This window comes from Achromobacter sp., from assembly GCF_057314935.1.
The window spans coordinates 1-14,558 of the sequence record NZ_DBHKZA010000113.1 but is presented as its reverse complement, the minus strand read 5'-3'; the positions used below and the strand labels follow the sequence as shown (position 1 = coordinate 14,558).

6 protein-coding genes and 1 pseudogene are annotated in these 14,558 nt (G+C 66.0%); 1 reads left to right on the top strand and 6 read right to left on the bottom strand.

What is annotated here, in order from left to right; translation table 11 throughout:
- Positions 1-35: 35 nt before the first annotated feature.
- The 6 genes and pseudogenes from ACO6D5_RS27275 to ACO6D5_RS27250 all read right to left on the bottom strand — a co-directional run bounded on the left by ACO6D5_RS27275 (position 36) and on the right by ACO6D5_RS27250 (position 13,440).
- On the bottom strand, positions 36-7,922 hold the full coding sequence (locus ACO6D5_RS27275; RefSeq protein ID WP_485827117.1) for an autotransporter domain-containing protein: 7,887 nt from the start codon (positions 7,920-7,922) through the stop codon (positions 36-38).
- Between the two features lie 30 nt (positions 7,923-7,952).
- Positions 7,953-8,057: pseudogene (locus tag ACO6D5_RS27270) on the bottom strand (ESPR domain-containing protein); the annotation flags it as partial.
- A 161-nt stretch (positions 8,058-8,218) separates the two neighbouring features.
- The gene (locus ACO6D5_RS27265) at positions 8,219-9,271 is read right to left on the bottom strand and encodes an asparaginase domain-containing protein (RefSeq protein WP_315526830.1); all 1,053 of its coding nucleotides are present in this window, start codon (positions 9,269-9,271) and stop codon (positions 8,219-8,221) included.
- A 203-nt stretch (positions 9,272-9,474) separates the two neighbouring features.
- The gene (locus ACO6D5_RS27260; RefSeq protein ID WP_485827116.1) at positions 9,475-11,001 is read right to left on the bottom strand and encodes an FAD-binding oxidoreductase; all 1,527 of its coding nucleotides are present in this window, start codon (positions 10,999-11,001) and stop codon (positions 9,475-9,477) included.
- A 7-nt stretch (positions 11,002-11,008) separates the two neighbouring features.
- Positions 11,009-12,376: a glycolate oxidase subunit GlcF gene (gene glcF / locus ACO6D5_RS27255; protein WP_485827115.1), complete on the bottom strand. Its 1,368-nt coding sequence runs from the start codon at positions 12,374-12,376 to the stop codon at positions 11,009-11,011.
- A gap of 107 nt (positions 12,377-12,483) precedes the next feature.
- Positions 12,484-13,440, bottom strand: coding sequence for a helix-turn-helix domain-containing protein (locus ACO6D5_RS27250; protein WP_485827114.1), 957 nt, complete (start codon positions 13,438-13,440; stop codon positions 12,484-12,486).
- A gap of 147 nt (positions 13,441-13,587) precedes the next feature.
- Between ACO6D5_RS27250 and ACO6D5_RS27245 the strand changes: the two genes are divergently transcribed.
- Entirely contained in the window at positions 13,588-14,553 is a 966-nt protein-coding gene (locus ACO6D5_RS27245; RefSeq protein ID WP_485827113.1) for a Bug family tripartite tricarboxylate transporter substrate binding protein, read from the top strand.
- The last annotated feature ends 5 nt before the right edge of the window (positions 14,554-14,558 follow it).

The following is a 14,558-nucleotide window of genomic DNA, read 5'->3' as shown; positions in this document are numbered from 1 at the left end:
GTGTTGCCCTCCGCGTCCCGCGCATCCAGTCACCCTCAATACCGCCACCGCACGTTCAACGAACCGGCATGTTCGCGGTTGCCGCCGCCGTACTGTCCGCTGTAGTTCAAGCCCAACGTCGCATTGCGCGACACCGCCACTTCGGCACCCAACTCGGCCAGCGCCGCGTTGCGGGCGATGGGCGAGCCCGCCACCGTGAAGGCCTGGCCACCGTCAAAGGCCATGGAGGTTTTCGGCAGCACATCGCCAAACGCATGACGCCAGCCCAGCGTGGCTTGCAAGCGGCCTTCGGCGCCGGCCAGCGTGAAGTCGGTCTGCGCGCGCACGCCCAGCGTGCTGGCGGTTTGCTGGTCGTTGCTGCTTTGACCCCTCAGCGCGGCCGAACCGCCCGACTCCGAGAAGCCGCGGGTGCGCAAGTCGCTCCAGGCCAGACCGACGAACGGTTCGATCGTGGCGCGGTCCGACAGGGGTAGCGCATAGCCCAGTTCGGTGAAGAGCTGGGTGGTGCTGGCGCCGTAGTCGGCGGTCAGTTTTTGCGAGTCGCCTGCCACCGTGGCGTAGCGTTTGGTGCTGACGTCGTGCCAGGTGTAGGACGTGCCTACCAGCAGATTCAGCTTGCCCGCGCCGGCCTCGAAGGCCTTGCCGCCGTAGACCGCGGCGCTGTAGCCGGACACATCGGCCTGCGAGGCGCGGTCGTCCACGCGGATCTTGCTGTCGGTGTAGCCGACAGCCCCGCCCAGGCGCCAGCCATTGCCCACGGCATGGTCGGCACCGGCGAAGACGCCGCCCGTGTGCTGACGGACCTGCGCGGTGTTGTCGGTGGCCTTCTGGGTTTGCCAGTTGCCCACGAGCTCCGCCCAGGCGGGCTGCGCGTTCGATGACGGCAGCGCCGCGGCGGACATCGTACCGCCGGCCTGCGCCGTCGGTGCGCCGGCACGCATGCCCGCGCTGAGGTTGGCGCGCAGGTAAGACAGCGGCAGCGTGCGCGTGGTGGTGCTGGACCCCATCAGGCTGGACGCGACGCTCGCGTGGGCTTCGCCCGTCAGGCTGTTAAAGGCGGCGGGCGGCGCGCCTTCGGGCAGGGTCAGGATGTACTCGTGCAGCGCATTGCCCGACGGCAGGCTCTCCAGCGCCTGGGCCACGGCGCGCTGGTTGCCGGTGCGTGCGGCGTCCGCGAACGTGATCGGGCGGGTAGGCGTGGTGGGCGTTGCCGGATCCACCGGGACCTGCTTGCGTCCGAGTTGCAGCGTGACGTCCTGCGTGCCGTAGCGCAGCGCCGGGTCCAGGAATGCGTAGTTGGACGACACGGTGTTGAACTGGCCGTTGATGGCGCCCGCCGTCAGGATCGTGTATTGGCGCGTGCTCTCGAACCCGCCTTCCGGCCCCACGTGCACGACGGACCCGGCCAGGTTCGCCACGCCGCTGACGGCCACGCGGGCGCTGGCGGACGATGCCGGGTCGGCGGCCACTTGGTAGACCGAGCCGGGCATGAACGTCAGGTCGCCCGCCACATTCAGCGTGCCGTTGACGTTGCTCGGCGCCAGGATCGCGCCGCTTTGCAGCGTGGTCGCGCCGACCTGGCCCGCGCCTTGCAGCAGTGTGCCGTTGGCCAGCGTCAGTGTGCCGCCGAGCTTGCCGGTTGACGCGAGGTTCAACGCGCCGGCCTGCACCAATGCGTTGCCGGTATAGGCGCTGCCATCGCCAGACACGGTGAGCATGCCTGCGCCGGTCTTGGTCAAATCACCATTGCCGGCCATCGTGCCAGCCAGACCGAACGTCGTGCCAGACGCCACATCGATGCCGCTCGTCCGCGTAAGCGTGACAGCGCGGTTCGTATCGAAGCTGGCCGTCGTGACCAACACGCCGCCGCTCAGCGTCAGGCTCCCTGAGGCTGCGCCCAGGTTCGCGTCCTTGGATACCGACAAGCCGCCCTGGCGCACATCGGTGCCGCCGGTGTAGGTATTGTCTGCAGTCAGCACCAGCGTGCCGTAATCGGTCTTGGCCAGCTTGCTGGCGCCAGTCAGGCGGGATGCTAGGGTGCCGGTGATGGCGGCGTCTGCCGCTGATCCCGCGCCCACGCGGATGATGCTTTCGCCGCCAGCACCTTGCAGCGCGATGTCGTCGCCCTGGATGCGGTAGCCGTGAGTGACGATCTGCATGCCGGTGACGCCGATCGCGCCGGCCGAGCTGTCCACCGTGACGGTGCCCGCCGTGCCTTGGAAGATGGCGAACGTGGGGTTGGGCTGGAACACGCCGTTGAGCGTGCCGTCGATATTGGCCCAGTTGCGGCCGTCGGCGCGCCACGTGCCAGAACCACCGTCGATGGCGCCGTTGTCGTGTCGGGAAGTATTGCCGCCATCCCAGAAGCTCAGCGTGGCGCCGGACGTGGACGCCAGGTTGACCTGGCCGCGCACCGCGGTTTGCAGCGTCAGCGCGCTGGCGGCCACGCCGGCAGGCCGGGTGCCCAGCGCCAGGCCGTGGTCCACCAAGTTGCCGCCGTAATCGAACAGGCGATACACGCCCGCGCCAAACCCGCCGTTATCGGTCACGTTCAACGTGCCGGCCAAGGTCAGGTTGCCGCCCACATCGAACAGGGCCGAGGCGGGGGCGGGCGCGCGGCCCAGAGACACGTTGACCTGGCTGGCGCTATCCAGCGTGAGGTCGCCGCCAATGGAAAGCTTGGACCCTTGCTCGCCTATCAGCACGCCGCCTGCCAGCGTGGCGTTGCCCGTGATACTGCCGCCGTTGAACAGCGAGCCGCCGCCGCTGATCGCCGCATTGCCGCCCAGCACGCCATGAATGTACAGAAGCCCGCCCGTGACCGACGCATTGCCGCCCAGCTTGTTCAATACCATCAGCGTGCCGGCTTGTACTTCAGTGTTGCCAGTGAAGACGCTGCTGTCGGCCGTCAGCATCAGCGTGCCCGCGCCGGTCTTTTTGAGCTGGCCTGCGCCAGACAGCACGCTGTCGTAAGAGGAGCCAGCCGTTTGGTCAAAGCGCAACGCCGCGCCTGAGGCAATCATCGTATTGCCGGTGTAGCGCCCTGCCTGGGCTGTGAGGGTGCCCGCATCGATGCGCCAGTCCTGAGCGCTGATGCCGGTCAACGTCAGCTCGCCCGCGCCTTGCTTGACCATCGAACCGGTGCCGGAGATATAGCCGGCGTAGGTGGCATCTGTGGCCTGTTTGAATACGACGGCGCTGTTGTTCGCGAGGTCGCCTCGCAGGGATGCCGCATCGCCCACCAGCGTGCCGGCCAGCACTTGCGTGTTGCCGTAGCTGTTGGCGCCCGTCAGCGTCAGGGTGCCTGCGCCCAGCTTTTGCAGATTGCCCGTGCCGCTGATGACGCCTTGCAAGCCCAGCGAGTTGCCGGCCGCCACTGTGATGCCGGCGGTTTGCGTCAGCGTGACGGCGCGCGCGGAATCAAAGCTGGCCGTGGTCATGAGTGCGCCGCCATTGAGCGTCAGCGCGCCTGCCGCCGCGCCCAGATTCTCATCCGATGACACGGACAAGGTGCCCGAGCGCACTTCGGTGCCACCCGTGTACGTATTGTTGCCGGCGAGTACCAGCGTGCCGTAGTCGGCCTTCACAAGCTTGGTCGCGCCGGTCAGGCTGGAGGCGATGGTGCCGGTGATTGCCGATCCGGATGCAGCGCCCGAGCCCACGCGCAGAATGGTTTCCGCGCCGCCCGACAGCGCAATCGGATCGCCTTGAATCCGGTAGCCGCTGGTCGTGATCTGCATGCCCGTCACGCCCACGCCGCCTGCGGTCGCGTCCACCGACACGGTGCCTGCCGCGCCTTGGAACACGGCGTAGGTCGGGTTGGGCTGGAAGCGGCCGTTGATCGTGCCGTCTGCGGTGGTCCAGTTCAGGCCATCGGTGCGCCACGCACCTGAACCGCCATCGATGACGCCGTCGTCACGCCGCGTGGCGTCGCCGCCATCCCAGAAGCTCAGCGTGGCGCCTGCGGTGGACATCAGGTTGACCTGGCCGTTGACGGCGGTCTGGATGCGCAAGTCATTGGCGGTGATGCCGGAGGGGGCAGTGCCGATGGCCAACGTATTGGTGGTCAGTGCGCCGCCATAGTCGAACAGGCGGTAGACGCCCGCGCCAAACGCGCCCTGGTCGGTGATGTTCAGCGTGCCGGCCAAGGCCAGGTTGCCGCCCACATCGAACAGCGCGTTGGACGGGGCGCGGCCCAGCGACACGTTGACCTGGCTGGCGTTGTCCAGCGTCAGGTTGCCGCCGATCTTCAGCGTTTTGCCTTGCATGCCTTGCAGGATGCCGCCCGTCAGCGTGACGTTCTGGCCGATGGTGCCGGCGCCCGACAGGATGACGTTGTTGCCAATGGCGGCGTTGCCGCTCAAGGTGCCGTTCACATGCAGGCGGCCGCTGGTCACATTCGCATCGCCGCCCAGTTTGTTGGTGACGATCAGCGTGCCGTTCGTGACGTTCGTCGTGCCGGTGAACGCGCTGTTGTCCGCGTTCAGGCTCAGGACGCCCGCGCCGGCTTTCTCGAACATGCCGCTGCCGGAAATCTTGCCGGCGTAGTCGGCATCGGAGGCCTGGTCGAAACGCAGGGTGCCTGCGGCGCCGATGGTGGCGTTGGCCGTGTAACGGGTCACGTCGCTGACGAGCGTGCCTTGCTCAATGTTCCAGTTCAGCGTGTTCAGGCCATTCAATGTCAGGATGCCCGCGCCGCGCTTGGTGATGGCTCCGTTGCCGATCAGCATGCCGGAGACGCTGTCATCCCATGTTTGGTTGAAGATGACCGTGCCGGCGTTCTGCAAATTGCCGCGGATGGATGCGCTGTCGCCGATCAGCGTACCGGCTTGCACCCGCGTGCTGCCGTAAGTGTTGGCGCCGGTCAGCGCCAGCGTGCCAGCGCCTTGCTTGATGAGGGCGCCTGAGCCCGATACGGTGCCGGTCAGGCCAAGCTGCGTGCCTGTCGCGACGTTGATCGCGCCGTCTTGCGTCAACGCGATATTGCGGTTCGTGTCGAAGCTCGCGGTGGTGGCCAGCGTGCCGCCGACCATGGTCACGCCCGTGTTGGCCGCGCCCAGATTATTGTCGGCGGACACGGAGAGCGTGCCGAACTGAATGTCGGTGCCGCCGCTGTAGGTGTTGTTGCCGGCCAGCACCAGCGTGCCGTAGTCGGTTTTGAAAAGCTTGCTTGCGCCGGTCAGCGACGCGCGGATGGTGCCGGTGTAGGCGCTGCTGGCTGCGGTGCCGTTGCCGACCCCGATCGACGTCTGGCTGCCGCCTTGCAGCGCGATGGAATCGCCTTGGATGACGTAGCCATCCGTGCCGATCGTCATGCCTTTGACGCCGATCGCGCCCGCCGTGGCATCCACCGTCACGACGCCCGCTGCGCCTTTGAACGTGGCAAAGGAAGGCGATGTGAACGCGCCGTTCGATGCGCCATCGGACTGGGTCCAGTTGCGGTCAGCCGCGCTCCAGGAGCCCGAACCGCCATTGACCACGCCGTTGGCTAGGATGTTGCTGCCATCCCAGAAGTCATAGATCGTGCCGACGGTGGATACCAGGTTGACCTGACCGAAGGCGCCGGCCTGTACAGACAGACTACCCGGGCTGACGCCGGCGGGCGCCGATCCGATGGTCAGCGGGGTGTAGTGTAGCGTGGTCTTGTAATTGAACAGGCGGTAGACACCGGTGCCTAGCCCGCCCATATCCGACACGTTCAGCGTCGAGCCGATCAGCGTAAGCGAACCGCCGACATCGAACAACGCGGCAGTCGGCCCCGGGGCGCCCAGTGCCACATTGATCTGGGCGTTCGTTAGAGTCAGATCGCCGCCGATCGTCAACGTCTGGCCTTGCGTACCCTGTAAGACGCCGCCCGTCACCCCAACGTGTCCACCGATCGTGCCGGCGCCCGCTAGCGAAGCGCCGCTAGATACCGTAACGGCGGTGCCGCCCAACTTATTCGAGACGTTCAGTCCGCCATTGGACACGCTGGTCGTCCCGGTAAAGGCGCTGCTATCGCCAGTCAGTGTCGTGACACCGGGACCATTCTGAGAGAGCATGCCAAAACCGCTGAAGTCGTTGCTCAGCGTCATGTTGTTGGAACGGCTAAGAAGAACAAAGCCATTGTTCACAACGGCGCCCGTGCCGAGGCTGCCCATTGTGCCGCCCATTCCAACTTGCAGCGCGCCGTCAGAGACGGTGGTGACTCCGTCATAGGTGTTGTTGCCCTGCAGTACCAATGTGCCGAACCCGGTCTTGGTCAAACCACCCGCCCCCGAGATTGCACCGGATAGCGTCAGGAAGTGGTCGCCGCTTAACGTAAAATTGCCGGACAGGTCGATGGCGTTCGCCACGTTCTGTGAACTCAGCGTTTCCAAGCTGGTTCCAGCGGCAGCCGTCAGCGTACCGGTGCCCAAGGCCCGGTCGTTGCCCAGCAGCAATCTGCCGGCGGCCAGATCGACGCCGCCGCCAAACGTATTGTTCCCCTGAAGCGTCAGATCCGCTGCGCCGGTTTTCTTCAGCGAGCCGCCGCCACTGACCAGACCGCTCAGGGTCGTGGCGGTGGACGCCGCCACCGTCAAGTTGGCATCAAGTTCGATGGCGTTGTTCTGCGGTAAAGCCGTGCTGACTTGCAGCGTGCTATCGCTCTTTACCCGCAGTGCGCCAATGCTGAGCGATCCGTTGACCACTTGCAGGGTGCCCCCCTCCAGGAAGGTGCCTCCCAGATAGGTATTTGACGCGCCCAGGCTCAGCACGCCCGTACCGCGCTTGGTCAATGCCCCTGAGTCTGATACCACACCGTTAAGGGCAAGGGTATTGCCACCCGCAACGGTCAGGCCACCGCCGGCCAACACCACCGCGTTACTCAGGGCCAGGTTCGCCGCGCCCGCTTGCAAGGTGCCGCCGTTGCCGGTCACCGTGCCGGTGCCCAGCCCCGCTGCGTTGTTGAAGATCAGTACGCCGCCATTGAGCGCGGTGTTGGTTGTGCCGCTTAAGACCGGCCCCGACAGGGTCCACGTGCCGCTGTCGACGATCAGATTGCTGAAGTTGACGTAGGAGGCGCTGGAAATGGTGCCCGCGCCGGTTGTGCCGAAACCGCCGGTGATGGCATTTTTCAGCGCCAAGGTGTTGCTGCCGCCGGCGCCGCCATCGACCAGGCCGGCTTCCGCGAACACCATTGTCGATCCCTGAACCGAGGTGGCACGCGCTATGCCGTCGCCTGGCTGCACCGATGAGCCGGTAATCGCGGTGAATTGGTTAGCGCCCCTGCCAGCGCCCAAAGACACGCTGCCCTGGATTTGGCCGGCGTTGGTGAATGCGTTGCCGCCCGTCGATGCGTCGAAGGCCACGCGGCCGGTAATGGTGCCGGTGCCGGCATTCGTCATGTTGACGCTGCCGCCGCCCGATATCGCCACGACTGGTGCATCGGCAGTTTGTCCCGACAGCCCCAACAGGGGCGTCGATGAGAGGATTCCCGTATTGGTGACCGTGGTAGTGCCGAAGGCGCCATTCCGGATATTCAGCGCCGCGCCCTGGGTGTTAAGCATTGAGAGGCCCTGCAGCGCCATGGTGCCATTGATGATTCCATGGTTTGCGACCGCCACAATGCTGTTGTTGGCATTACCGATGGTGACGCCAGAGGTCAGGAGTGGGATCTGGGTTGCCGACGGCTCGACCGTGCCGAGGTTGGTGAACGATGTGTTGTTGCCGCTGAGCGCGATGGCACTTGCATCGGACAGTGTCGCGTTGACCACCGCGCCGGAATCCACCTTTACATGCATATTGCTGAAGGGCGAATCGATGGTGAAGATGACGCCCGTGCAGACGGCCGTCACTCCTGGGCCAAGTGTCGGGGTGCATGCGGCTTGCGCCGCGGGCAAATACCCGGCCATGCCGCACACCGCCGCCATGGCCACCACCAGACTGCGCTTGCGCGGCATGCTGCGGGCTTGTGGCCCTGCGATGTGGCCTGCTGCTCCACGGTTAGTGCTCTTGCCCCTGACCCTTGCGGTTTCTGGCGCGGCGACCCAGGCGCCCAGGGACTGATTCCAAATGGAGCAGAAGGTTTTATTCATAGCAGCCTATCGTTGGGGGAGGTAGGCTGCTCCCCTCGAGTCAGCCTATTTGTAATGGATTATTACGCATTATCTTAAATCCGGTAACAAATTTTAAAAATCACTGAAACTTGGTAGTTTCACCGGCGACATGGGCAACGGGGTAACACCGTTGTTCCTGTTCAACGGTCAAACGCGGTCTGCAGTGCTTCCTTGCTGCGCTGCCCTTGATGCAGCAGCAGCATCAGCAGCAAGCGGGCCTTCTGGGGGCTAAGGTCGCCAGCCATGACCGCTCCGGCGTCGAAAGTCGTTTTTCCACCGCCGGGGAATCCATAGACCGGCATCGTGCGCCCGTTCGGCACGCGAGTCGAAATGACGACCGGTACGTCTTTGGCCAAGGCGTACTTCACGGCCTCGAACATGGATACGTTCATATTGCCCATGCCTACGGCCTGGACCACGATGCCTTTCGCGCCCTGGTCCACCGCGTAGCGCAGCAAGTCGCCATCGGCGCCGCCGAACATCGACAGGATTTCCACGCGTGGCATCTCGCCCTCGCCGATGTCGATGTGCTGACGCCGCAACGGCGTGCGCGAGAATTGCACGCGGTCCGACCAGACTTCCCCAAGAAACCCGAAGTCGCCAGACTTGAAGGTCTCGACGTCCGCGGTGTGGGTTTTCGTCGCCGTGCGCGCGGCATTGATCTGATTGTTCATCGCAATCATCACCCCCTTGCCTTTGGCGTCCGGCGCGGTGGCGATCCGGATCGCATTGAGCAGGTTGCGTGGGCCGTCGAAGTCCGGCGAAGACGCATTGCGTTGGGCACCAATCAGAATTACCGGCTTGTCGGATTTCACCGTCAAATCGAGCCAATACGCCGTTTCTTCCATCGTGTCGGTGCCATGGGCGATCACCACCCCTGCCACCTCTGGCCGGGCCAAGGCGTCATCCACCGATTTGGTAAGACGCGTCCACCATTTGGGTTCGACATAATTGGCCGACATGGCCGAGAAGTTGTTGACTTCGATGCGAGCGTATTTGGACGCGTCGGGCACGGTCTGCATCAGGTCGTCGCCCGAGATGGCGGGAACCACGCCTTTAGTGACCGGATCCACCTTCATCGCGATCGTGCCTCCCGTCGCAATGAACTGGACAACCGGAAGGTTTTCGGCTGCGGCGCCGACCGACATCGCACACATTGCAAAAAGCGAAAGAACTCGTCGTTGCAGGTTCATGACACGATTCCCGAATGGTGAACGGAATGCCTATTCTAGTCACCAAGACCAGGCTGCATCGAAACCCCCGCTGCGAGGGCCGGGTGGGGAACCGTCGACGGCAGGGCCCGGAAGGCCAGGCCCGCGTGAAGGCTCACGCTTGCCGGACCTTCACCGGTGGCGCTCCGGGATCGAGGGCGTCCTTGGACGTCGGACGCCTATCTTCATTCGATGCCGTATTTGCCTGGGGCAATGACGCCATTCGGGTCCAGGGCGGCTTTGATCGATGCGCAGGCGCGCACGAACTCCGGCATGCGCTGGTCCTGGTGGAACCCGTGGTACATGGTCGGTGCGCGACCCACGAATATCCCGCGATCGGCGAACAGCTTGGCCAGCGCCCGGTAGCAGGCGTCCGCGCGGGCGGTTTCGTCGGCGTCTTCGCGGTTGTAGATGATTGCGTGGATGGCGCGGGCGAATCGCGCGCCGCAGACGTTCGACAGCAGGTATTCCAGGCCGTGGTCCTGGCAGATGCGGCGCGCCTGCGCCTGCAGGCCATTGACGATATCGCCGACGACGGGGGAGCCTGCCGACAGCCAGATCGCGCCGCCGCCCGGGCGCCAGCCCAGCATCTTCAATTCGCTGTCGGTCGGCACGCCGGTATTGGAATTGATGGCGATGTGCAGGGGGCCGATCTCCTCTGCTTCCTCCATGGGAATCTGGCGTCCCTTGCCCGAGGCCAGGAAGTGCTGGGCGATGCGATCGATCTGGGGCTGCACCGCGGCGCGGCTGGCGCCGTACACGGCGCCCGACACGGTCCAGGATCCCAGATCGTATTGCCGCCGCAGCGCGGCGCGGCCCTCGTCGGACAGCGAGCGCTTGCCGCCGTTGGCCGCGTATTCCGGGTGGGTGGCAGCCGACGACAGCAGATACAGGTCGTTGGTGGCGCGGATCAGCGTCGGCACGAAATTGCTTAGCTTCAGCGGACGGATGCGTTCGACGATCTCGCCCAGGTCTTCGTCGTCGGGGAAGGTGAAAAAGAAGGGTTCGATATGCGGAGGCCGGGGCATGAGCCACATGCCCACGCGGGTGACGATGCCGAAGTTGGATTGAGAGAACAGGCCGTCCAGCGCGGGGCCGAAACTGTACTTGGAGACGTGCCAGTTGGGATGCGAGGAACCGGCCAGGCTGCCGTCGCCGGTGCGGATCACGTCGCCATTGCCGAGCACGACCTCCATGCCGCAGCTCATGCCGAAATGATCGGCGTAGGCGCCGCTGCCGCCGCCCTTGTCCAGGGCGTTGGCGAGGATGCTGCCCTGCGACGGCCCGGCGGTCGGCGAGATCATCAGCTTGCTTTCGCGGCGTTGCAGCTCGTCGTGCATGGCGCGAAAGCTCACGCCGGGTTCCAGCACGCAATAGCCCAGCGCTTCGTTGACCTCCAGGATGCGGTTCATGCGCCGCCCCAGGTCCACCACCACCTGGCCGGGACGGATGGGCGAGCGGGTGCCCAGCCCGATGTTCTGGCCATTGCTGATGGGATAGAGCTGAACGCGGAAGCGATTGGCCAGGCGCACCAGCGTTTGCACCGCCGCGGTCGAATCCGGATAGGCGACCGCGCCGGGCCGCACGTCGGCGCAGGGCAGGGTATGTTCGCCGTAGCGTCCCAGGACGTCGTCGCCCAGTGTGATGGCCTCGGCGCCAAGCTCGGCCGCGGCCGCATTGGCGAAATCTACGATAGGGTCATTGGAAGGCATTCGTCGTTCACCACAGAAGATCGCCGCTGCCGGCGGTTGTCGGAACCGGCGTGGCCGCCGGCGTTGGAGCGTTGGCCGCGGCTTGCGGCGGCTTGGGCCGGAAGCCTTCAAGACCGCGAGGAGGCGGGCCACCGGTGGCCCAGTCCAGCAGCTGGACCGTGTGCGCCACGGGCACGGGCGTGAAGCGCGAGATCTGCACCAGGCACCCCAGGTTGCCGGCGGCGATCACGTCAGGCTGTCCAGCCGCGGCGTGGGCCGCTTTACGTTGCCCCAGGCGGTCCGAGATGGCCGGCTCGAGGATGTTGTAGGTTCCCGCCGAGCCGCAGCACAGGTGCGATTCGGCGATGTCGCGCACCTCCATGTCCAGCTTGCCCAGCGCGCGGCGCGGTGGCCGTTCGATCTTCAGACCGTGCTTGAGGGAACAGGAGTCGTGATAGGAAACGGCCAGGCCCAGGGCCGAGCCGCTGGCGGTCAGCGGCAGGCTGGCGGCGATCTGCGCGATGTCCTGGGTGGCATCGACCACGAGGCGCACCTGGGCCGACAGTTCTGGGCGGTCGGACAGCAGTTCCTCGTATCGTTTGATGACGGAACCGCAACCCGAGGTGGTGCTGATGATGGCGTCGATGTGCCCGGCCTGCAGCGCGGCCGACCAGCTGCGGACGGCCTGTTCCATGTGTCGCGTGGCGGCCTCGCGCCGTCCCATGTGCAGTTCGAGCGCCCCGCAGCATTGCACACCGGGTACGGCGACGACGGCGACGCCGGCGCGTGCGAGCAGGCGCTGGGCCGAGGCGTTGATCTCGGCGCCGAGCACCGATTGGGCGCAACCGTCCAGCAGCGCCACGCGGCGCGTCGCGTGCACGGGCGGAGGTAAGGCCGCTTCGGCTCGTGGCGCGAACGCCGCGAGCGCGGGGGAGGCAGACAGGGAGACCAAGGCGCCCAGCGGCCCGCCCAGCCGGCCGGCGGCGCCGCGCAGCAAGCGGCCCGCGGCTGCGGCGGGACGCAGCAGCGAGGGCGTCGTCAGGACACGGGCCAGCGCTGCGCGCAGCAAGCGCTGCGTCAGCGGGCGGGCCTTGCTCTTTTCGATGTATTCGCGCGCGCCGTCGATGATGGCGTGATACGAGACGCCGGCCGCGCAGGTGGTTTCGCACGACAGGCACGACAGGCAGCGGTCCAGGTGGCGCACGGCGACCGGGCTGGGCGCGTCGCCGCTGTCCAGCATCTCGCGCGCCAGCGCGATCCGGCCGCGCGGTGAATCGAGTTCTTCGCCGTCGAGCACGTAGGTAGGGCAGACCGCGGTGCAGAAGCCGAAATGCACGCAGCCTTCGGCGGCGGCGCTGACCGCTTCTTGGCGGTGGATGGTAATGGTCTTGGGCATGGTGCGACGTAAGCTTGCCGGCCAGGGCCGGGATGGAGCTCATTCTGTCGTCAGAAGGGGCGCGGGGCTGTGCCCAGCGCGCCAATGGGCGCCGCCCAGGGCGCCAGTCAGCCGCGAGTCTGCCCTTGCTTGAGCAGATTGACGGGCAATTCGCCGTATCGCTCGGAGAAGCGCCGCGTGAAATGGGAGAGATTGTTGAAGCCGCAGGCGAAGGCGGCCTCGCTGACGGTGCGCGTCTTGCCGGCCGCCAGCAGCTCATGCGCGAGTGCTAGGCGCGCCTGCACCACGTAGGCCTCGAACGACAGCAGGCCATGCCGCGCGAACAGGCGGTGCAGGGTGCGGACCGATATGCGGCAGGCGGCGGCCACCGTTGCGGGCGACAGGTCCGGGTTGGCGATCGCCGTATCGATGTGGCGCTTCACGCCGACGAAGCTCAGTTCGGTAGAAGGCGGCGCCGCGGAGTCCGCCAGGGACGTGCAATGCAGCGCCACGATTTCGATGACGGTATCCAGCAGCGTGTCGACGGTGCGGTCCAGTAGTTTGATGTCGGTATCGGTCAACAGGCGGATGGCTTCGGTCAGCACCGGCGCGAAGGGCATATCGGCCGGCAGGCTGGCCGGCGCGCGCAGCCGCCGCAGGCCGGGGGCGCGCGCGCTCAAGGCGTGGCGCGGCAGCAGGACCAGCCGACGCGAGGTTGCTTCGGGGAACGTGATGTCGAACGCGGAACCGGTGTCGAGCAGCCCGAATGCGCCCGGCCGCAGGCACAGCTGCTCGTCCCCTTGGGACATCAGGGCGCTACCCTGCAATTGCAGGCTGAGCATGAGGTGATCGCCGTTGAGCCGGCTGACTTGCCGCTGGGAGCGCCGGATCATGTGCGGAGAGCTTGCGAAGTTCACAAGCCGGACGCCCGCGCGGTTCTGGCTCGACATCGTGCCCGCGAACCCGGCGTCGGGTTCGGCGCGGAATTCGGAGTCGAGCACGCCGGCGCAGACCGCGTCCTGCCAGAACGCCAGGGCGTGCTGGCCGTGATCGAGGGTGCTCCATTTGTGCCATTCAGGTGCCATCTCGGCTCCGAGGTCCGTCGCGTGCTGTCGCTGCCAGCGGCATCGGCTGGCACGTTGGGTCGTGCCCAATGTAGCGAGGCGGTGGAGAATGGGCCATCCGTGCATTCCCCAGTAACGGCGCACTATGTTCAACGAATGGAGCGTGGCATGAAACGGTTTCTATCTTTGTGGGCGGGTGCTGTGCTCGCGGTGTCGGCCTGTTGCGCCGCGGCGCAAGACTATCCGGCGCGGCCCGTGCGTATGATCGTGGGCTTCGCGCCTGGGGGCGGCAACGATATCCTTGCCCGTGTGATGGCCGAGCCGCTCCAGCGCCGCCTGGGCCAGCCCTTCATTGTCGAGAACCGGCCCGGCGCCAGCGGCGCCATCGCCATCAGCGCGGTCAAGCGGGCAGACCCGGACGGCTACACGCTGCTGGTGGGGCCCAGCAGCGGCATGACCGTCAATCCGGCTATCTACAACAACCTGGACTATGATCCCGTCGCCGATTTCGCGCCGATCTCGCTGGTCGGAGACATTCCGATGATCCTGACCGTCAAGGCAGACAGCTCGGCGCGTTCGGTGGCTGATCTGGTCGGTCAGGGCAAGAAGAACGGCAAGCCGCTTTTCGCGGGCTCGGGTGCCAATTCCTTCCAGCTTGCCACCGCGCTCTTCGCCAAGCGCGTCGGCCTGGAAGCGGAGGTCGTCAACTACAAAGGGAACTCTGCAGTGGTCGCGGCGCTGTTGGCCAACGAGATCGACTTCGCGCTGATCGACACCGCCGCCGTATTGCCCCAGATCCGCAGCGGCCGGCTGAAGGCGCTGGCCGTGACAGGCGCGAAGCGCTTTACCTTGTTGCCTGACGTGCCAACCGTGGCAGAGTCCGGCGCGCCGGGCTTCGCGATGTCATTCTGGTCGTCCTTGTACGCACCCGCAGGCACGCCGCCCGCCGTCATCGAGAAGCTGCAGGCCGCTGTGGCCATCGCCGTGCGAGAGCCCGCCGTGTCCGATCGCTTGCTGGAATTGGGCATCGATCCCGTCGGCAGTTCAACGCAGATCCTGGCCGACACCATGGCCCGGGAGATTCCAATGTATGCCGCGGCCGCCAAGGCGGCGAACCTGGCGCCGGTGCAGTAAGTGGG